This window comes from Vicinamibacterales bacterium (assembly GCA_035699745.1).
Lineage (GTDB): Bacteria > Acidobacteriota > Vicinamibacteria > Vicinamibacterales > 2-12-FULL-66-21 > JAICSD01.
Window position 1 is genome coordinate 95,234 of the sequence record DASSPH010000040.1, and the last position, 21,171, is coordinate 116,404.

Annotated in this window: 15 protein-coding genes; 5 read left to right on the forward strand and 10 right to left on the reverse strand. The window is 69.1% G+C overall.

Annotation, left to right across the window (positions count from 1 at the left end; translation table 11 throughout):
* Positions 1-17: 17 nt before the first annotated feature.
* Both VFK57_08235 and VFK57_08240 read left to right on the forward strand, forming a co-directional pair.
* The gene (locus VFK57_08235) at positions 18-3,377 is read left to right on the forward strand and encodes a carboxypeptidase regulatory-like domain-containing protein (protein HET7695679.1); all 3,360 of its coding nucleotides are present in this window, start codon (positions 18-20) and stop codon (positions 3,375-3,377) included.
* Positions 3,378-3,653: 276 nt separating this feature from the next.
* Positions 3,654-4,658 carry a hypothetical protein gene (locus VFK57_08240; protein HET7695680.1) on the forward strand — a complete coding sequence of 335 codons (1,005 nt, stop codon included), beginning with the start codon at positions 3,654-3,656 and terminating at the stop codon, positions 4,656-4,658.
* Here the strand turns inward: VFK57_08240 and VFK57_08245 are convergent.
* The 10 genes from VFK57_08245 to VFK57_08290 are packed head-to-tail and all read right to left on the reverse strand — an operon-like array spanning position 4,642 to position 14,759.
* Positions 4,642-6,081: a hypothetical protein gene (locus tag VFK57_08245; protein ID HET7695681.1), complete on the reverse strand. Its 1,440-nt coding sequence runs from the start codon at positions 6,079-6,081 to the stop codon at positions 4,642-4,644. The genes VFK57_08240 and VFK57_08245 overlap by 17 nt on opposite strands.
* Positions 6,078-7,397 (reverse strand): L-fuconate dehydratase, encoded by a 1,320-nt coding sequence (locus tag VFK57_08250; protein HET7695682.1) that lies wholly within the window; start codon positions 7,395-7,397, stop codon positions 6,078-6,080. Before VFK57_08250 ends, VFK57_08245 begins: the two co-directional genes overlap by 4 nt.
* Positions 7,394-8,344, reverse strand: coding sequence for an ABC transporter permease (locus VFK57_08255; GenBank protein HET7695683.1), 951 nt, complete (start codon positions 8,342-8,344; stop codon positions 7,394-7,396). Before VFK57_08255 ends, VFK57_08250 begins: the two co-directional genes overlap by 4 nt.
* Positions 8,341-9,861 carry a sugar ABC transporter ATP-binding protein gene (locus VFK57_08260; GenBank protein HET7695684.1) on the reverse strand — a complete coding sequence of 507 codons (1,521 nt, stop codon included), beginning with the start codon at positions 9,859-9,861 and terminating at the stop codon, positions 8,341-8,343. The genes VFK57_08255 and VFK57_08260 overlap by 4 nt, the downstream gene beginning before the upstream one ends.
* On the reverse strand, positions 9,858-10,853 hold the full coding sequence (locus tag VFK57_08265; protein ID HET7695685.1) for a substrate-binding domain-containing protein: 996 nt from the start codon (positions 10,851-10,853) through the stop codon (positions 9,858-9,860). Before VFK57_08265 ends, VFK57_08260 begins: the two co-directional genes overlap by 4 nt.
* Positions 10,850-11,704, reverse strand: coding sequence for an amidohydrolase family protein (locus VFK57_08270; GenBank protein ID HET7695686.1), 855 nt, complete (start codon positions 11,702-11,704; stop codon positions 10,850-10,852). Before VFK57_08270 ends, VFK57_08265 begins: the two co-directional genes overlap by 4 nt.
* A 7-nt stretch (positions 11,705-11,711) precedes the next feature.
* Positions 11,712-12,761 carry a Gfo/Idh/MocA family oxidoreductase gene (locus VFK57_08275; GenBank protein ID HET7695687.1) on the reverse strand — a complete coding sequence of 350 codons (1,050 nt, stop codon included), beginning with the start codon at positions 12,759-12,761 and terminating at the stop codon, positions 11,712-11,714.
* Between the two features lie 2 nt (positions 12,762-12,763).
* Positions 12,764-13,099 (reverse strand): L-rhamnose mutarotase, encoded by a 336-nt coding sequence (locus VFK57_08280; GenBank protein HET7695688.1) that lies wholly within the window; start codon positions 13,097-13,099, stop codon positions 12,764-12,766.
* Entirely contained in the window at positions 13,096-13,977 is an 882-nt protein-coding gene (locus VFK57_08285; protein HET7695689.1) for a fumarylacetoacetate hydrolase family protein, read from the reverse strand. The genes VFK57_08280 and VFK57_08285 overlap by 4 nt, the downstream gene beginning before the upstream one ends.
* On the reverse strand, positions 13,974-14,759 hold the full coding sequence (locus VFK57_08290; protein HET7695690.1) for an SDR family oxidoreductase: 786 nt from the start codon (positions 14,757-14,759) through the stop codon (positions 13,974-13,976). Before VFK57_08290 ends, VFK57_08285 begins: the two co-directional genes overlap by 4 nt.
* Before the next feature lie 108 nt (positions 14,760-14,867).
* Here VFK57_08290 and VFK57_08295 point away from each other — a divergent pair, with 108 nt between their 5' ends.
* From VFK57_08295 to VFK57_08305, 3 genes are read left to right on the forward strand one after another with little or no spacing between them, the layout of a single operon-like run.
* Positions 14,868-18,368, forward strand: a complete 3,501-nt coding sequence (locus VFK57_08295) for a carboxypeptidase regulatory-like domain-containing protein (protein ID HET7695691.1) — start codon at positions 14,868-14,870, stop codon at positions 18,366-18,368.
* Positions 18,369-18,412: 44 nt separating this feature from the next.
* A complete protein-coding gene (locus tag VFK57_08300) occupies positions 18,413-19,786 on the forward strand; it encodes an Nramp family divalent metal transporter (protein ID HET7695692.1) in 1,374 nt (457 codons plus the stop codon).
* The gene (locus VFK57_08305) at positions 19,783-21,093 is read left to right on the forward strand and encodes a (Fe-S)-binding protein (protein HET7695693.1); all 1,311 of its coding nucleotides are present in this window, start codon (positions 19,783-19,785) and stop codon (positions 21,091-21,093) included. The genes VFK57_08300 and VFK57_08305 overlap by 4 nt, the downstream gene beginning before the upstream one ends.
* Positions 21,094-21,171: the final 78 nt, after the last annotated feature.

The window sequence follows — 21,171 nt, forward strand, 5'->3', positions numbered from 1 at the left end:
CTGGGGAGGAGTCGAAGATGAGGGTGTATCGAACGGCCGCCGGCCTGCTCGCGGCGGTCCTCTTGATGGCGGCGGGCGCCGCCGCGCAAAGCGTCACGGGTGAAATCCGCGGCACCGTCCGCGACAGCTCCGGCGGCGTGCTGCCGGGCGTCACCGTGACCGTGACGAATACCGGGACGGGGCTGACCCGGACCGACACCACCAGCGATACGGGCACCTACGTGTTCCCGAGCCTGCCGATCGGCACCTATACGGTGAGCGCGGAGCTCCAGGGCTTCCGCAAGGCGGAGCGCGCCGGGTTCGCGCTCGTCGCCGACGGGCGCATCACCGCCGACTTTTCGCTCGGCGTCGGGTCGGTCACCGAAACGATCACCGTCGAAGCGGTGCGCGGCGACACCGTGAACCGCACGTCCGGCGAGGTCCAGCGCGTGGTCGACGGGGAGACGGTCCGCTCGCTGGCCTTGTCGGGGCGCAACTACCTCGAGCTGGCGACGCTGATCCCCGGCGCGATCACGACCGACGACGACCAGATGGCGGTGACCACGGGGCTCGGCACCGGCGGCGTGATCATCAACGGCAACCGCGGCAACAGCAACAACCTGACCGTCGACGGCGGCTTCAATCTCGACTCCGGCTCGAACTCGAGCATGATCAACAACGTCGGGATCGACTTCATCGAGCAGGTCGCGATCCAGACCTCGAATTTCGCCGCCGACAAGGGGCGCAACGCCGGCGCGTCGATCAACGTCGTGACCCGGAGCGGAACCAACCAGATCAAAGGCAGCGTGTTCGAAACCTACCGCAACGACCGCTTCCACGCGGCGAACCACTTCGCGCCGAGAGACGCGAGCGGCAAGCGGATCAAGGCGAAGGAAGACTTCAACGACTATGGCGGCGGGATCGGCGGGCCGCTGGTCAGGAACAAGCTGTTCTTCTTCGGCGGCGTCGAGTTCAAGTCGCTCGACCGACAGGAGTCGCCGCTGCTGCGGACGCTTCCGAGCCGCGCCGAGTTGAACGGCGACTTCTCGGCCCGCAGCGTCGTCATCCGCGATCCGCTCACCGGCCAGCAGTTCCAGGGCAACGTCATACCTGCGAACCGCATCACGCCCGACGGCCGGGCGATCGCGAAGGTGTACGAGCGGATGATCGGTCTCGCGGCGACCTACACGGACGCGCCGACCGCCAACAACACCGTCTTCCAGCTCGACTTCCCGTTCGACTGGCGGCAGGATCTGGCGCGCATCGACTACCGCCGCAGTCAGGCGCATTCGTTCTATCTGCGCTACCTGCACGACAAGTACGATCTGATCGAACCCCGCGGCACGTTCATCGGATCGGCGATGCCGACCATCCCGACCAACCGCGTGCGTCCCGGCTACGGCATCCAGCTCGCGCATACGTGGATCGTGCGCGAGAACCTGTTCAACGACTTCAAGGCCACCTCATCGTGGAACGGGCAGCGCATTCCGCCGGCCGGCGACAACTGGAAGCGCGAGACCTACGGGTTCCAGTTCCCGCAGGTCTACAACCGCGGCCGCTATGACGCCGAGGGCATCCCGCGCATTTCGTTCTCGGGCACCGGCGCCCCGGCGCAGATCGTCGGCCCCTCGCAGTCGCTGCTGTCGCCGACGACGGACATCACGTTCACGAACGCGCTCACCTGGATCAAGAGCGCCCACACGCTGCGCTCGGGGGTGATCATCACCCGCAACCGGAAAGATCAGAACGGCCGCAACCAGCATACGGGCGACGTCAGCTTCAACCCGACGGGGAACCCCAACACGACCGGGTTCGCGTTCGCCGACGCGCTGCTCGGCAACTTCCGGTCGTACTCCGAAGGCGGGGACGACCCGCTCGGGTTCTTCCGCTTCACCCAGTACGGCGGCTACGTGTCGGATACCTGGCGCGTGCGCAACGATCTCAGCCTCGAGATGGGACTGCGTTACGAGTACCAGCAGCCGATCTACACCCAGGGGAACAACATCACCAACTTCGATCCTGCTCTGTACAATCCCGCGCACGCGATGGTGCTCAACCCCAACGGCTCGGTCGCGTCGCTCGGCGTGAACCGCTATACCGGCCTGGTGACCGCGGGGAACGGGATTCCCGAGGATCAGAAGAACCGGGTGACGCTCGATCCGGTGGCGGCGGCCTTGATCCCCGGCGGCGCGCCGCGCGGGCTCTACAAGTCGTATCACCTGATCATGCCGCGCTTCAGCGGCGCCTACACGCTGCGCCAGGACTGGGTGGTTCGCGGCGGCGTCGGCCTGTTCTACGACAAGCCGGAGGGCAACGTCATCTTCTCGCAGGTGAACCTGCCGCCGTTCGTGCCGAGCATCAACGTCGAGAACGGCAATCTCGCCAACCCGCTGGCCGGCGCGGCCGCGGCGGCGTCGGTGCTTGGCAACATCACCGCGCTCCAGCCGGACATGAAGGTGCCGCGGCAACTGCAGTACAGCGTCGGGGTTCAGCGCGAGCTGCCGGCGGGGCACTTCGCCGAGATCACCTACGTCGGCAACAAGGGCCGTCATCTGCTCTGGCAGCCGAACATCAACGTCCCGACCTTCGAGGTGGAGCTCGCGAATCAGCTGCTGCCCTCGACACAGCGCGCCAACACCAACTACCTGCGCCCGTACAGCGGCTACTCCGACATCACGCAGCGCCGCAGCGATGCGTTCTCCGATTACAACAGCCTGCAGCTGTATCTGAACAAGCGGCGCGGCCGCCAGCTCACCTACTCCGTCAGCTACACCTTGGGGAAAGTCACCGGCCTCGGCAGCGGCAACGGCGACAGCCCGCTCGACGACGAAGGCTGGCGGCCGACCGACAACGTCGACTTCTCGTACTTCGTCGGACCGACCTCGTTCGATCGGCGCCACTCGCTGCTCGTCATCCCGACCTACACGCCGGCGTTCATGCGCGACCGGCGGGACGTGCTGGGACAGATCCTCGGTGGCTGGGAGATCAGCGGCAAGATCCGCTGGCAGTCCGGCCAGTACCTGACGCCCACCGGCAACACGCTGATCGGCGTGCGCCGCGCGGACGTCGTTCCCGGGCAGGACATCGATCTCGACGATCGCAGCGAAGCGAAGTGGTTCAACACCGCCGCGTTCGTCGCCGCGCCGGTCGATCGCCGCGGCACCGCCAGGGTCGGCATGATCCAGGGCCCGCACTGGCGGCAGGCGGACGTCTCGCTGCGGAAGCGGTTCCGCATCGCCAGGAGCAAGAGCCTCGAGGTGCGCGCGGACGTGTTCAACGTGCTGAACACGGTGAACCTCGGCAATCCGAACACGCAGACGGACAGCAATAACTACGGACGGATTACGAGCGCCCGGATCCCCCGGCAATCGCAGTTCAGTCTGCGGTTCCAGTTCTAGGAGGCGAGTGCTAGAATCCGCCTGAGATCGTCGTCCGGCGGGCCACCGGGGCCGCCGGGCGACCACGAAAGGTTGCGGCGCCGCGCAGCGCTATTGCGCAGCTACTCCTCCCGACGCAGTTTCGCGGCGGCGCCGCTTCCGCTACCCGCTACCCGCTACGGGTTACCGGTTACCGGTTACCGGCTACCGCTCCCGCCAGCCGCCGTCCGACATCCGCCGTCCGCTCCTGCCTGGGCATCGGGGTTGCAAATTGCCGGGTCAGGAGTACGTGTCTTGATGACGCCAAAGCTCAGCTTTGCGGCGGGGTTGGCGGTCGCGCTGGCGGCGGCCGGGTGTGCGACGGCGCCCGGACCGTTGCGGCCGGCAGCGCCCGCCGACGCCAGTGCGCCGGCGGTGTTGTGGCGCGATCCGGGGCGCATCGGCACCCGGGATCTGTTCTGGGGCGCGGGCAGCGCCGCGAACGCGCCGCGCGGGCCGTTCACCTTTGTCGAAGAAGATCTTGCCGGGCACAACCCGAAAGTGTCGGTCCGCGATGCGCAGGGGCGCGAGTGGGACGTCAAGTTCGGCGAGGAGGTTCACGCCGAAGTCGCCGCCAACCGCATCGTCTGGGCGCTGGGCTACTTCGTCGAGCCGCAGTACCACGTCCCGTCGGGAACGATTCGCGGCGTGAAGAAGCTGGCGCGCGCGGCGGAGCACGTCGCGCCGGACGGGCGCTTCCGCCGGGCGCGGTTCCGCTTCCGCGATCCGGCGATGCCGCGCACCGAGGAAGAGTGGACGCTCGCCCGCAGCCCGTTCGCCGGGACGAAAGAGATGTCCGGGCTCCACGTGCTGATGACGCTGCTGAACAACTGGGACATCGAAGGCCCGCGCAACAACCGCGTGGTGCGCGCCCGCGGCCCGCGCGGCCGGGTCGAGCGCCGGTTCCTCGTTTCCGATCTCGGCGCCACGTTCGGCCGCATGGGCGGCGGGATGATCACCAACCGATCGAAATGGAACCTCGCCCACTTCCGGGCAGAGAAGTTCATCGACAGGGTGGAGCACGGATCGATCCGTCTCGCCTACGACGGCTTCGATCCCGACATCGACCGCGTGCCGATCGAGCACGCGCGCTGGTTCGCCGGGCTCGCCGGCCAGCTCCGCCCGGCGCAGCTCCGCCGCGCGTTCGAGGCGGCCGGCGCGGCCCCCGCCGAGATCGACGGGTTCAGCGCCAGGCTGCTGGAGAAGATCCGCGCGCTGCGGGCCGCGGTCGCTCCGGCGCGCGTCGCTACCCGTCGCCCTTGAGCGCTTTGAGGCGCGCCGCGTCCGGATGTTCCTTGTAGAAGTCGTCCAGCGGATAACAGCCCGACACGAGCCCGAGCCGCGGCCCCGTCGTGCAGTCGCTGAACGTGCGGCACACGTGCTTGCGCTGCAGCGGCCGGCCGGCGAGCACGTCGGCGGGAAGCCCTGGATACGAGAGCACCATCCGCCCCAGGCCGACGAAGTCGGTCATGCCGGTTCGCACCGTATGCTGCGCAACGTTCGGCAGCCAGTCCTGTAAATACGTGTACGCGGATCCGACGATCGCCATCGACGGAAATGCCCGCTTGAGGCGCGCAGTCGCGTCGATCTGCCGCGCCACGCCGACGAGCGGATCTTCCGGCGGCAGGTAGCCGTCGCTCGGCGGAAACAGCGCCGGCCTCTGCATGTGCGGGTTGTAGTAGGGGCTGCCCGCCGTGACGCACACCCAGCGGATCCGCATCGCCTCCAGCGCCGCCAGCAGCTCGCGTGCGTCCGCCAGGGCGGATTCCATGTCTTCCGCGCCGCTGTTCAGCGCCCCGAATACGGACAGCGGTCCGCCGGCCTCCGGCACGCCGACGCCCGTCCCGGCCTTCACGAACGGACCCATGTCGAAGGCCGACAGCCTCACCGCGATGCCGAGCCGCGGCACGGCCGCGCGAATACCGTCGACGACGGTGCGCAGGAACCGGGTACGGTTCTCGAGCGATCCGCCATAGCGCCCGTCGCGCGTGCGCGCGCTGAGCAGCTCGTGGCCGAGATAGCCGTGGCAGTGCTTCACGTCGACGAACTGGTAGCCGGCGTCGTGCGCCAGCGCCGCCGCCGCGACGAACGTCTCCGCGAGCCGATCGAGGTCGTCGTCCGTGAGCAGCCGCACGCCGGCGGGAAAGCGGCGATCCAGCTGCGGGTGGTGATACGCGACCAGCGGTTCGGGCTTCGCCTGCTCGGCCGGCCGCGCGTAGCGCCCCGAGTGCGTGAGCTGCAGGCCGATGGCGAGATCGCCGTCGGCGTTCGATCCGAACCGCTCGCGATGCGCGCGCACGAGCGTCTCGCGAAGTTCCGCGACTGCCGCCTGCGTCCGCGGCGTCAGGACCAGCTGGTTCGGGTTCGCCCGGCCGTCGTGCTGCACTGCGACCGCTTCGCCGCCCCAGATCAGCTTCGCCCCGCTGATGCCGAACCGCTGCCAGCGCCGCGTGGTGAGTGCGCTCGGGCGGCCGTCGGCGGTGCCGTCCCATCCTTCCATCGGCAGGATGCAGAAGCGGTTGCCGGCGCGCAGGCCGTCGCGCTCGAACGGCGCGGCGAGCGGCGACGCCGGGGGAGCGGCGAGCGTGTCGTCGAACGGAATGTTCGCGCCGCACGCGCGCAGGTGCTGCCGGAAGGCGTCAGCCGTCTTGAACGACGCGACGCGCGGATACGCTGTCGTGGTCATGGCGCTCCCGGTGAGGCGCGGCGCGCGAGGTCCGTCCACACCGGACCATCGGGATACCGGTACGCGTCCCGCGACTCGCGGCGGATCGTGCTGCTGTAGCCGGGCGTCTGCGGCGGCATGTAGCGGCCGCGCCGCATCACCACCGGCGCCTCGAAGTGCTCGTGCAGGTGATCGACGAACTCCGCCACGCGATCGTCCATCCGGCCCGACACCGCCAGATAGTCCCACATCGAGAGGTGCTGCACGAGCTCGCACAGCCCGACGCCGCCGGCGTGCGGACAGACGGGGACGCCGAACTTCGCCGCCATCAGGATCACCGCCAGGTTCTCGTTCACGCCTCCCAGGCGGCAACTGTCGATCTGGCAGAAGGAGATCGCGCCGGCCTGCAGCAGCTGCTTGAACAGCACGCGGTTGGCGCAGTGCTCGCCGGTGGCGACACCGATCGGCGCCACCCCCCTGGCAATCGCCGCGTGCCCCAGCACGTCGTCGGGGCTCGTCGGCTCTTCGATCCACAGCAGGCCGAACCGCGCCAGCGCCTGCACGTTGCGAATCGCCTCGCCGACGTCCCAGCGCTGGTTGGCGTCGATCATCAACTGCCGGTCCGGACCGATTTCCTCGCGGACGAGCCCGACGCGGCGGGCGTCGTCGGCCGGATCGGCGCCCACCTTGACCTTGAAGTGCGTGAAGCCGTCGGCGATCGCTTCGCGGCAGAGCCGCCGCACCTTCTCGTCGCTGTAGCCCATCCACCCCGCCGACGTCGTGTAGGCGGGATAGCCGCGGCGGAGCAGAATCGTCTCGCGATCGGCGGCGGTCGGCGCCTGGCGTTCGAGAATCGCCACCGCTTCGTCGGGGGTGAGCGCATCGGTGATGTAGTGAAAGTCGATGCAGCGGACGATCTCGCGCGGCGCCATGTCGGCGAGCAGCTTCCACACCGGCTTCCCGGCGCGCTTGGCCTGGAGGTCCCAGACGGCGTTGACGATCGCCGCCATCGAGATGTGGATGACGCCTTTCTCCGGCCCCAGCCACCGCAGCTGCGAGTCGCCGGCCAGCGCCCGCCAGAACGCCGCGTGGTCGGAGGCGATCTCGTCGAGATCGCGCCCGATCACGAGCGGCGCGAACGCGCGGATCGCCTCGGCGCACACCTCGTTGCCGCGGCCGATCGTGAAGGTGAACCCGTGCCCCTCCAGCGCGTCGTCGGTGCGGAGGATGACGTAGGCGGCAGAGTAGTCCGGGTCCTTGTGCACCGCGTCGGTGCCGTCGCTGGTCAGCGACGTGGGGAACCGCAGGTCGAGGATCTCGAGATCGCGGATCTTCATGACGGTGTGACGTCCCTCGTCGATCGCACCCGGTCGAGCGCGACGGCGACGACGATGATGCCGCCGGTGACGATCTGCTGCACCCAGTTCGGCAGCCCCTTCTGCGAGCAGCCGATCTGGATGATCGTCATGATTGCGGCGCCGATGATGGTGCCGAGCACGGTCCCGCGCCCGCCGGTGAGACTGCCGCCGCCGATGATGACGGCGGCGATGACGTCCAGCTCGAGTCCGATGGCGACCGTGGGGTCGCCGACGGACAGCTTGGAGAACTGCAGCAGCCCGGCCATCCCGGCCAGCGCCGCCGACAAGGTGTAGACCAGGATCTTGGTGCGCCCGATCGCGACGCCGCAGAGCCGCGCCATCCGCTCGTTGGAGCCGATCGCGAACACGTGGCGTCCGAACCGCGTGTAGCGCAGCACCGCGGCAACGATCAGCGCCAGCACGATCACCGCCCAGATCCCGCCGGGCAGCACCGCGCTGCTCTGGCTCCGCAGCAGATCGTTCAGCCACGACGTCGGCGCCTCGATCCGCCGTTCCTCCGCCAGCCCTTTCGCCGCGCCGCGCACCACCAGCATCGTCCCCAGCGTGACGATGAACGGGACGACGCGGAGCTGCGTGATGACGATGCCGTTCACCAGGCCGCAGATCGCGGCGGCGGCGACGCCGCCCAGCGCCGCGGCGGCGGGCGGGTAGTCGGCGCGCAGCATCAGCGCGATGGCGACGGTGGCGAGCGCGATCATCGAGCCGACCGAGAGATCGATGCCGCCGGTCGCGATCACGACCGTCATGCCCAGCGCCGCCATGCAGACGATCGCCGCCTGACGCGCCATCAGCTCGATGTTGCCGGGGGCGAAGAACTGGCTGCCGATGAGCAGCCCGAACACGATCGCCACGAGGATGAGGCCGATGAGCGTCCCCATCCGATCGATCATCGACCGCGCCGTCATCCGGCGGCTCCGGTCGCCTGCATCATCAGGTCGTGCTCGGTGAGACCGGCGGCGGGCCGCGGCGGCTCGAGGCGGCCGCGGCGCATCACCGCGATGCGATCGCAGAGACCGAGCAGCTCGGGGAGATAGCTGCTCACCATCAGGACGGCGCGCGGCCGGCTGTCTCCGGAGGCCGCGACGAGGCCGTCGATGAGCTTGTAGATCTGCGCCTTGCTGCCGACGTCGATGCCGCGCGTCGGCTCGTCGAGGATGAAGACGTCGACGTCGTGATGGAGCAGGCGCGCGATCGCAATCTTCTGCTGGTTGCCGCCCGAGAGCTCCGCCGCCGCCTGGCCGGGGCCGGCGCACTTGATGTCGATGCGGGAGATCCAGCGCGCCGAGGCCTCACGCTGCCGCGACGGCAGCACCACGACCCCCGGCCCGAACGGATCCAGCCGCGTCATCGTCAGGTTGTCGGCCACGCTGAGCGACAGGGCAATCCCTTCGTTCTTCCGGTCTTCGCTGAGCAGCCCCATGCCCGCCGACCACGGGTGCGGCGGCGCCGCGCTGCCGCTGTAGGCGCCGACCCGGATGCGTCCGCTCCGCACCGGCTCGAGGCCGAAGATCCGGCGGAGCAGGCGCGTGCGCCCGGCGCCCATCAGCCCGGCGATGCCGAGGATCTCGCCGCGATGCAGCGTGAACGTCGCCGAGCCCGGCTCGAGCGCGGTCACTTCGAGGATGGCGTCGCCCGCCTGCCGCGGCGTGCGCGGGAAGAGATCGTCGGGGGCGGCGCCCACCATCAGGGAGACGATCGCCTGGTTCGGCGTGCCGGCGGTGGAACCCGCGCCGGCATTGCGGCCGTCGCGGAGGACGACGAATCGATCGGTAATCGTCTTCACCTCCTCGATGAAGTGGGAGATGTAGACGATGGCGTGCCCCTGGGCCTTGAGCCGTTCGAGCAGCGCGAACAGCCGGCGCACGTCGTCCAGCCCGAGACTGCTGGTGGGCTCGTCGAGCACGAGGACGCGGCAGCCGACCGCGATCGCCCGCGCGATCTCGACGAGCTGCTGCGCGGCGACGGACAGGCTCGAAACGGTCGCGTCGGGCGGGATGTCCTCGTGACCGAGCTGCGCGAGCGCCTCGCGGGCCATCGCGCGCATGCGCGTCCGATCGATCAGGCCGTAGCGCGTCGGCTCGACGCCCAGCAGCATGTTCTCCATCACCGAGAGATGGGGCGCGAGCGACAGCTCCTGATAAATCATCGCCACGCCGGCGCGGCGGGCTTCGATCGGGCTCTTCGGCGCGTACGCGCGTCCCTCGATCGTCATCGTGCCGCCGTCCGGCTGCAGCGCGCCCGACAGGATCGCCATCAGCGTGCTCTTGCCGGCGCCGTTCTGGCCGACCAGCCCGCAGATCTCTCCGGGCGCGACGGAGAAGTCCACCCCGTCGAGCGCCAGCGTGGCGCCGAACGCCTTGCGGATCCCCCGCATCACGAATCCCGCCGACTCGGTTCGCTCGCGCAGGGCCGGGACAGTCACTTCGAGAGGTCGGGTTCGAGCAGCGCTTTGATCTCCGCGGTGGCCATGTTCTCCCTGGTCGCGACGTGGACGCCGGTGTCGATCCATTTCTCGACCGGTTGCCCCTTGAGATGCGCGACCATGGTCTGCACCGCGGTATAGCCCATGCGCACCGGATCCTGCACGACCAGGCCGTCGATGCCCCCTTCGCGCAGGCCCTTGACCAGGTTCGGCGAGGCGTCGAAGCCGACGAACTTCACCTTGCCGGCCCACCCGTTGTCCTGCAGCACGCGGAGCAGCGCGAACGACGAGGATTCGTTCGCCGCGAAGATGCCGTCGATGCCGAGCGAGCCGTCCGGCTTCTTGTAGGTATTGAGGATCGCTTCGGCGCGCTTGTAGGCCCCCTCGACGTCGGCGCCGACGTACTGATTCGAGCTGACCACCTCGATCCCCGGATTGGCCTTCATCGCGTCGAGGAATCCCTGCTCGCGCTTGCCGGTGCTGTCGTGCCCCTCGGCGTAGCGCAGCAGCACGACCTTTCCCTTGCCGCCGAGCGACTGCGCGAGCCGCTCGCCGCCGAGCCGTCCGCCTTTGAGATTGTCGGTCGCCACGAAGCTGACGTAGCCCTCCCCCTTGAGGCCCGAGTCGAAGATCACGACCGGGATCTTCTTGCGGCCGGCCTCCGCCACCGGCTGCACCAGGGCGCTCTCGTCGAGCGGCGCGAGGACGATGCCCGACACGCCGCGGCTGACGAACCCCTCGACCTCCGACACCTGCGAATCCCGATCGTCCTCGCGCAGCGGTCCGCGCCAGATCACCGTGGCGCCCAGCTCCCGGCCGGCGCGTTCCGCGCCGGCGCGGATGCTCTGCCAGAAGGCGTGCGAGGTGCCTTTCGGAATCACCGCGATGGTGAGGCCGGATCCCGCGGTCGATGAATCCGCGGGCGCGCCCGTCCTGGTGCCGCCGCAGGCCGCAAGCGCGAGCAATACGAGTGCAATCGCCATTCTCTTCATAGGCCACCTAGATTCCAGAACTCTCTCGCCGTGCCGCCGAGCATCCGCTGCTGCTCCGCGGGGGAGTACTCGTCCACTGCATCGCGAACCAGCGCGATCACTTCCGCATACGTCGCCGCCACCAGACAGACAGGCCAGTCGGACCCGATCATGATCCGATCCGGCCCGAAGGCGTCGAGCGCCGCGTCGAGATACGGCCGCAGCTGCCCTGGCGTCCAGCCGTGCCAGTCGGCCTCCGTGACCAGCCCCGAGAGCTTGCAGCATACGTTGGGAAGCGCCGCCAGTTCCCGCAGGCCCTGCCGCCACCCGTCGAATTCGCCGCCGCGGACGTCCGGCTTGCCGAGATGATCGAGCACGAAGCGCTGCCGCGGAAACCGCCGCGCGAACTCGATCGCCTGCGGCAGCTGCCGCGCGTAGACGAGGATGTCATAGGCGAGCCCCGCCGGCTCGAGCCGCGCCACGCCGGACAGAAACCGCGGCCGCTGCAGGAATCCGTCGGGCTCCGCCTGCACGATGTGCCGCACGCCGGCCAGCGCGCGATCCTCGGCGAATCCGGCCAGCTGCGCATCCACATCCTGCTGCAGGTCGATCCAGCCGACCACGCCGCGGACGAACGGGTGCTCGCGCGCCAGATCCAGCAGCCACCGGGTCTCCTCGAGCGTCTGCCGCGCCTGCACGGCGATCGTCCCGCCGATTCCGGCGCGGTCCATCTCGCATTTCGCGTCGCGCGGAAGGAAATCGCGGCGGATGACCGCCATCGACTCGTCGATCCACGGGTACCCGGCCGCGTCGTAGCGCCAGTAATGCTGGTGCGCGTCGATCGTCTCGCCGGAGGGCTTCGCGTCGCTCATGCGCTCCTCACTCCGGGATCGCGGTCGCGCCGCGTGCGCTGGAGATGTAGCACGCCTCGACCACGGCCATGGTCCTGACCGCGTCGTGCACCGGGCCGACGAGCGCGGCGTCCTCGCCGGCGACGTAGCGCTGCAGGTTCGACATCGGGCCTTCGAACGCTTCGGTGAACCACGAGCCGCGCAGCGGCACCGTCGCCCAGCCGCCGTCGAGGGCGACCTCCATCGTGTCCGGCGGCCCGGCCGGATATTCGAGGTTGACGCCCCACGTCAGGCGCGCCGCGCCGTTCAGTCCTTCGACGGTCATCTCCGATGTCTGGTGCCGCGGCCCGGCGCGGTGCGTGTGGTTCAGCACCAGCGAGCAGCGCAGCGCGTCGCCGTAGTCGAGGATGATCGTGCTGCGCGCGTCGCGCAGCGCCGGCGCCAGGGGGTGCCCGACGCCGCGGCAGTAGACGCCGCGCGGTTCGCCGGCGAGCCAGCGGATCGCGTCGAGATAGTGGATCGAGTGGTAGAGCACCTCCACCCGCGGAGCCCCGGCGAGAAACGTCCACAGGTGCCACGGCTGATCGATCACGATGCGGACGTCGATGTCAACGATCGTCCCCAGCGCGCCGCGCGAGAGCAGATCGCGCAGGGCGAGCACGTTCGGGCTGAACCGCAGCTGGAAGTTCATCGCCGCGGTCAGCTTCCGCTCGGTGCAGCAGGCGAGGATCCGCCTGGCCGCCGGCAGATCGGTGCCCATCGGCTTCTGAATCAGCACGGCGGATCCCTCGGGCAGCCGTTCGAGGACGCCGAGGATCTGGTCCCCCGGAACGGCGAGATCGAACACCACCCCGCGCTGTGCGGCCGCCGCGTCGAGCGTCGGGAACACCCGCGCGCCGGAGACCAGCGCGGCGGTGTCTCGCGCGCGGGACGGCTCGATGTCGTAGAAGCCGGCGACGGGATAGCCCAGCCTGCCGTACGCCGGCAGGTGAGCGGATCGCACGATCGCGCCCGCGCCGATGACGACGATCGGCCGCGCGCGTGCGGGACGCGGCCAGGCCTGCGTCAGGTCCTTCACGATCAGGTCAGGCGGAAGACCGGCTGCATGCGCGCCCACCACTCGCCCGGCGCCGCACCGGGGATCGGCTGCTGCATCGACTTCATCAGCGCCTCCCATTCGGCCACACGCGGATGCGATGCGGCATGCCGTTCGAAGATCGCCTGGTAGTCGCCGTTGCCGCCGGTCTCCACGATCATCACCAGGCGCCGGCCGAGCACGAAAATCTCCATCCCCTGCAGGCCCGCCGCGCGCAGGCTGCGCAGCACCTCGGGCCACACGCGGCGATGATGTTCGAGGTAGCGCGCGATCACCGCGGGATCGTCCTTCAGATCGACCGCCAGGACGTGCCGGCTCATCGCTCCCGCCGCCCTGCCGCGTCCGCGTCGGTCACGACCTGCTGGCGCGATTGTCCGAGCGCGTCGATGCCGAGTTCGACGACGTCGCCCGCCTCGAGGAAGACGGGCTCCGGCTTCATGCCGAGCGCCACGCCGGCCGGCGTGCCGGTGCTGATCACGTCGCCCGGCAGCAGCGTCATGAATTGACTGACGTAGCTGACCAGCGCCGCCACCCCGAACGCCATGTTCGCGGTGGAGCCGCGCTGGCGCGTCTCGCCGTTGACGGTGAGCCACATGCCGAGCGCCTGCGGATCGGGAATCTCGTCCCGCGTGGCGAGAAACGGGCCGATCGGCGCGAACGTGTCGCAGCTCTTCCCCTTGACCCACTGACCGCCGCGCTCGAGCTGGAAGCTGCGCTCGGAGTAGTCGTTGTGCAACGCGTAGCCGGCGACGTGATCCAGCGCGCGGCGTTCGTCGACATACGACGCGGCGCGGCCGATGACGACGGCGAGCTCGACTTCCCAATCGAGCTTGGTGCCGCCGCGGGGAATGCGCACCGGATCGTTCGGCCCGGCGATCGCCGAGCTCGCCTTGAAGAAGATGACCGGCTCCTTCGGCAGCTCCATGCCGCTCTCGGCGGCGTGGTCGCTGAAGTTCAGCCCGATGCAGACGATCTTGCTCGGCCGCGCGATCGGGCAGCCGATGCGCGCATCGGGGGGAAGGCGCGGGGCGGTGGCGCGCGCGCCGGCCATCCACCGGCGCAGATCGTCAAGGCCGTCGCCGGCGAAGAACGCCTCGTCGTAGTCGCGGACCTGGCCGGACGCGTCCAGCCGGGTGCCGTCCTCGAGCAGGATGCCGGGGCGCTCGGCGCCGAGCGGACCGTACCGCGCGAGCTTCATACGGCGGTGGCTCCGCCGTCGATCGGATAGGCCTGGCCGGTGACGAAGGCCGCCTCGTCCGAGCAGAGATAGAGCGCGAGCTGCGCGATTTCCTCCGGCCGTGCCATGCGGCCGATCGGCTGGTACTCGGACAGGACCTTCATCATCTCGGCTTCGCGTCCCGGGTAGTTGCGCGCCAGGTAGCCATCGACGAACGGCGTGTGGACGCGGGCCGGGCAGATGCAGTTGCAGCGGATGCCGCGTTTGACATAATCGACGGCGATCGATCGCGTCATCGTCAGCACCGCCCCCTTGGTCATCGCATACGCGAAGCGATCGGGCAGGCCGACGAGCGCGGCGATCGAGGCCATGTTGAGAATCACCCCGCCGCCCTGGCGCAGCATGATCGGCACCGCGGCGCGGGCGCAGAGATAGACGCCGAACACGTTGACGCGGTAGAGGCGGTCGAGATCGTCGGGGGTCGTCTGTTCGATGCTGCCGACGTGGGCAATACCGGCGTTGTTGACGAGGATGTCGAGGCGGCCGTGATCCGCCTCGAGCGATCGGAAGAGCGCCGCGACGTCGTCCGGATCGGAGACATCGCAGGGATACCCCATGGCGGTGCCGCCGTCGCTGGTGATCTCGGCGGCGACGCGGCCGGCGGCGGTGGTGTCCCGATCGGCGGCGGCAATGGCGGCCCCCTGCCGGGCGAACAGCCTGGCGATGGCCGCGCCGATGCCCGAGCCGGCCCCGGTCACGACGGCGACCTTCCCCTGGAGATCGAACATTGCCGGAAGGGGCAAGATTTCATACTTTAGCGGTAAAGTCAAAGCGATTTCTCATGTTTTTTGGATGCCGGATGGTGTAACGTGTCGTCCCGTCCGCTTTTTCCGATCATTGAAGGGGGAGCAATGAAACGGTTCGTGTGCACGCTCGCAATGCTCCTGGCGGCCGCCCTGGGCGCATCGGCGCAGGACTTCCGAGGCGGCATTACCGGCCGCATCACCGACTCGTCCGGCGGCCGGCTGCCCGGCGTGACCGTCACGGCGACCAACGTCGCCACCAACGTCGCCTCCAGCACCACCACGAACGGCGAGGGGGATTACGCCATCCTGTTCCTCAACCCCGGCATCTACTCGCTGACCGCCGAGTTGTCCGGGTTCAAGAAGGTCCTCCGCAGCAATCTGGAAGTGAGCGTCGGCGATCGGCTCGGCGTGGACCTCACGCTCGAAGTCGGCGCGCTGGCCGAGACCGTCTCGGTCACCGCCGAGAGCCCGATGCTGGTGACCACCTCCGGCTCGACGGGACAGACCATCGGCGAGAAGACGATCGCGATGATGCCGCTCTCGGACGGCAATCCGTTCGCGCTGGCGCGGCTCGCACCGGGGCTGGCCTACACCGGCGACCTGAAGTTCTCGCGTCCGTTCGACAACGCCGGCACGTCGGGGATCACCGTCGGCGGCGCGCAGGGGGGCAACGAGTTCTCGCTCGACGGATCGCCGAACATGGCCAACGGCCGCCGCGTGGCCTTCGTGCCGCCGGCCGGCGCGGTGCAGGAATTCAAGGTGGAGACCGCGAGCTTCGACGCGGCGAGCGGCCATACGGCCGGCGCGACGGTGAACGTCACCCTGAAGAGCGGCACCAACAGCCTGAAGGGGTCGGCCTACACCTATTACCGCTCCGACAAGCTCGCCGAGAAGGACTTCTTCGTGAAGAAGGCGAACGCGGCCAAGCCGGGGCTCAGCTACAACCGTCCGGGCTTCACGTTCGGCGGGCCGATCGTGGTGCCCGGCTACGACGGCCACGACAAGTCGTTCTTCTTCGCCGCCGTCGAGTGGCTCTATGACGAGTTCCCCGAGCCGCTGTTCCAGACGGTGCCGACGCAGGCGATGCGCAACGGCGATTTCTCGGCGCTGCTGGCGCAGGGCATCGTCATCTACGACCCGCAGTCGGCGCAGCCCTCGACCGGCACCGGCGTCATCCGCCAGCCGTTCGCCGGCAACATCATTCCCACCGGCCGGATCAATCCGATCGCGCAGCGCGTGCTGAACTCGTACCCGCTGCCGAACCAGCCGGCCGACGCCGGGGGGCGCAACAACTTCTTCTATACCAATCCGCGGACCGACGACTTCTACTCGGTGTCGACGCGGTTCGATCACACGATCACGCCGAAGCAGCGGCTGATGGCGCGCTACACCCGCAACGATCGGCGCGAAGCGCGCGGCGCGGAGCTGGGCACCGTGGACGGCATGGTGCCGCGCGGCAACTTCCTGTTCCGCAAGAACGACGGCGTCACGGTGAACCACACCTGGACGCAGAGCAACAGCTCGCTGTGGGAGCTGCGCGGCGGCTGGCAGCAGTTCCGCGAGCCCAACGTCCGGCAGCACGAGGGCCTCTTCGATCCGGCGTCGCTCGGCTTCTCCCCGGGCGTCGTCAACCTGTTCCGCGGCGCGCGGTATTTCCCGCTGTTCGACTTCGACACGCTGAGCGACATCGGCGACAACCTGGCCGGCAACACCACCCACCGGATCTATTCGTTCCAGCCGACCTACACCAAGCTGACCGGCGGCCACGCGATCCGCGCCGGCTACGACGTGCGCAAGTACTGGGAGTTCGGCGAGAATGCCGCGCGCCAGGCGGGGGAGTATCAGATGCGCAACGGCAGCGCGTTCACCCGCCAGACCAATACCTCCGCGGCGCAGAACTTCCAGGACGTGGCGACGTTCCTCACCGGCTTCCCGACCGGCGGCTCGATCGACGTCAACGGGAAGCGCACCAACAGCCAGTGGTACCACGCCGTGTTCGTGCAGGACGACTGGAAGATCTCCGGCAAGCTGACGCTGAACCTCGGCCTCCGCTACGAGTACGAAGCGGCGCCGACGGAAGCGAACAACGCCGTGGTCCGCGGGTTCGATCCGAACGCGATGCTGTCGATCAGCAATGCCGCCGAAGCCGCCTACGCGGCGCGGCCCGACGTGATTGCGGCGTCGCAGTGGCGGGCGCGCGGCGGCATCGGCTTCGCCTCGGACAGCAGTCCGGGGACCTACGACCCCGACAAGAACAACGTGCAGCCGCGGCTCGGCTTCGCCTACACGCTCAATCAGAACACCGTCATTCGCGGCGGCTGGGGCATCTACACCACCCCCTTCGTGTTCTCGAACGGCGCAGGCAACCAGATGGGCTTCTCGCAGTCGACGCCGTATACGGCGACGCAGAACAACGGCCTCACCTTCCAGTCGACGCTGAACAATCCGTATCCCAACGGGGTGCTGCAGCCGGCGGGCAACTCGCTCGGGCCGAACACGTTCCTCGGCCAGAGCCTCACCCGCTTCATGCCGCTCGACGCGCAGAACCCGCAGCTGTCGCGCTACGTCGTCAACGTGCAGCGGCAGCTGCCGTCGCGCTGGCTGCTCGAAGTCGGCTACGCCGGCAGCCGCGGGTTCAACCTCAGCACCGACGAGGAGCTCAACACGATTCCGGCGCAGTATCTGTCGACGAGCCGGGTCCGCGATCAGGCGGTCATCGACTATCTCTCGGTGCAGGTGCCGAACCCCTTCGCCGGCGGACTGCTGCCGACCGGCTTCACCGGCGCGAACGTCGCGCGCTCGCAGCTGCTGCGGCCGTTCCCCCAGTTCAACAACGTGCCCACCTGGGGCTCCGACGGCACCAGCCAGTACGACTCGTTCCAGACCAAGATCGAGAAGCGCTTCAGCGGCGGCTACTCGATCATGGGCACCTACACGTGGTCGCATTTCACGGAAAAGGTGTTCCGGCTGAACGCGACCGACGCCGACTTCGAGAAGCGTCTCGCGCGCGACGACGTGCCGCACCGCGTCACCACGAGCATCCTCTACGAGCTGCCGTTCGGACGCGGGCGCGCGTTGGCCTCCGAGGCCGGCGGCGTGCTGAACGCGATCATCGGCGGCTGGAGCCTCAACGCCATCGGCCAGTTCCAGAGCGGGCGGCCGCTGGACTTCTCGGGCCGCAACGTCTACTTCAACGGCGACCTCGACGCGCTCGAGGCGAAGTACACCAACAACAGCGATCAGCCGGTATTCGACATCAGCGGCTTCTACTTCCACGACGCCGCGGTGCAGACCAACGGCGTGGACGATCCGGTCAAGCAGCGCGCCGACACCCGGATCCGCCTGGCCAACAACGTGCGCTACTTCCCGTCGCGCATCGACGGCATCCGCAGCCCGTTCCTCAAGCTGTGGGACATCTCGCTCGTCAAGCAGGTGCCGATCGGCGGCCGCGTGCGGGCGCAGTTCAACCTCGAGTTCCTCAACGCGTTCAACACCGTGGTGTTCAACGACGCGAACACCGATCCGACCAACGCGGACTTCGGCAAGGTGACGAGCCAGAACAACCTGCCGCGCGACATCCAGCTCGCGGCGAAGATCGTTTGGTAGGGGGTCCCTTGCAGCACTCGGGAACCGAGGTCGCGAACGCCCCGTTGCTTCGCGACCTCCCCGAGCCGCCGCGCAACATCTGGCGCATCGTCGGGCCCGGGGTGATCGCCGCCGGCGTCGGCGTCTCCTCGGGCGAGTTCATCCTCTGGCCGTACATCGCCTCGCAGGCCGGACTCGTCTTCCTGTGGGCGGCGGTGCTCGGGATTCTGACCCAGCTCTTCCTCAACATGGAGATCGAGCGCTACACCCTGGCGACGGGAGAGACCGCGCTCATCGGCTTCAACCGGTTCTGGAAGCACTGGGGCCTGGTGTTCGCGCTGATGGTCTACTTCGCGAACCTCTGGCCCGGCTGGGCGCTCAGCTCGGCGACGCTCGCCACCTTTCTGTTCGGCGGCAACCCGGCCTACATCGCCGTCGGCGTGCTGCTGGTGATCGGCGTCGGCCTGACGCTGGCGCCGGTGGTCTACCTCGCGCTGGAGCGGCTGAACTTCCTGAAGGTCGCGATGGTGCTGACGCTGATCGCGCTGGCGCTCGTCTTCGCGGTGACCGCCGACACCTGGCGCGCGCTGCCGGCCGGGCTGGCGAGCGTCGGCACGATCCCGTCCGAGCTGGGCTTCGCGCTGCTCCTCGGATCCGTGGCGTTTGCCGGCGCCGGCGGCGGACAGAATCTCTGCCAGAGCAACTGGATCCGCGACAAGGGCTTCGGCATGGGGCAATACGTGCCGCGGCTCGTCAGCCCGCTCACCGGCGAGGAACAGGTGAGTGCCGCCGCCGTCGTCTCGTACCGCTTCGAGCCCACGGCCGCCAACATGGCGCGCTGGTCGCGCTGGTGGCGCTTCGCCAACATCGAACAGGCGGCGACCTTCGCGCTGGTCAGCATCCTGACGATCACGCTGACGTCGATGCTCGCGCACTCGATGCTGTTCGGCGAGAAGGGGCTGCCGACCACCGTCATGTTCCTGCAGATCGAAGGACGGCGGCTGCAGGAGGTCGTCGGGCCGTGGTTCGGCCTCCTGTTCTGGGCGACCGGCGCGTTCTCGCTGTTCACGTCCGCGATGGGGATCACCGACTACACCAGCCGGCTCGCGGCGGACGTGCTCAAGTCCACCTACCTGCGCACGTCCACGGTCAGCGAGAGCCAGATCTATTTCTGGCTGGTGTGGGGGCTGGTGGCGATCGGCTGCGTCATCCTGCTGAGCGGCCTCGCGCAGCCGCTCGTCCTGCTCGTCATCTCGGCCTGCGTCGGCGGGACGATGATGTTCCTCTATTCCGGCCTGCTGATCCTGCTGAACCGCCGGCACCTGCCGGCGCCGATCCGGATCCGCGGCGTCCGCATCGCCGTGCTCGTGTGGTCGATCGCGTTCTTCGGGGTGCTCGCGGGGCTGACCGTGTGGCAGCAGGTACAGCGATTTCTGTGATATCGCATGCAGACGCGTTGAAGACCATCGATTACGCGCTGCTCCAGCAGTGCATGCGCTGCGGCATGTGCCTGCCGGCGTGTCCGACCTACGACGCGACCGGGCGCGAGCGCCACAGTCCGCGCGGACGGATCGCCCTGATGCGGGCGATCGCCGACGGCGACCTCGAGGTCAATCGGGTGTTCGCCGAGGAGATGAGCTACTGCCTCGGATGTCTCGCCTGCCAGACGGCGTGTCCCGCGGGCGTGCAGTACGGCGTGCTGTTCGAAACGGCGCGCAGTGACATCCGCCGGAGCGGCGTCGACGCGGGCCCGCGGCGGCGGTTCTGGCGCGGCCTGACGCTGCACTTTCTCTTCATGCGGCCGGGTGCGCTGCGGCTGGCCGGCCGCGCGCTGCGGGTCTATCAACGGACGGGACTCGAGCGGCTGGCGCGGCGGCTCGAGCTGACGCGGCTGCTGCCGCCGGATCTCCGCCGTCTCGAGCCGCAGGCGCCGGCGATCGCCCGGCGGTTCTCCGATCGGCTGATTGCGCCGCGCGAAGCGCCGCGCGGCGCGGCGCGCGGCCGGGTCGCCGTGCTCACCGGCTGCATCCAGGACCTCGTCTTTCCGGCGATCAACCGCGACACCGTCGACGTGGCGCTGGCGAACGGCTACGAAGTCGAGACGCCGCGCGGGCAGTCCTGCTGCGGATCCCTGCACGCGCACAACGGCGAGCCGGAGCTGGCGCGGACGCTCGCCCGGCGGCTGATCGACCTGATTCCGCCCGATCGCTACGACGCCATCCTCAGCAACGCCGGCGGCTGCGGATCGCACCTGCGGCATTACGGCGCGCTTCTCGCGGACGACGCCGAGTACGCCGGCCGGGCGCGCGCCTGGGATCGAAAGCTCCGCGATGTACAGGAGTGGCTGATCGAAATCGGCTGCCGCACGCCGTCGCGGGCGCCGTTCGACCGCGAGACGGCGATCACGTATCACGACTCCTGTCACCTCGCGCACGGCCAGAAGGTGTCCCGCCAGCCGCGGGAGCTGCTGCGGCTCCTGCCCGGTGTGACGCTCACCGAGCTGCCGGAGTCGTCGTGGTGCTGCGGCAGCGCCGGCATCTACGCCATCACGCAGCCGGCGCAGGCCGACGCGCTGCTGCAGCGCAAGGTCGCCAACATCCGCGGCACCGGCGCCGCCATCGTCGCCGCCGCGAACCCCGGTTGCCACCTGCAGATCGCGCGCGGGCTGAGCCAGGTCAGCGCACCGATCGAGGTCGTGCATCCGGTATCGCTGCTCGCCGAAGCGTACAGGCGCGAGCGGACGTGACCACGCATTTGCATCGGACCACGTCGCGGCACCAGCTCGCGGGGGCCCGGGTGGTCCACACGTTTCGAGCCGAGCGCG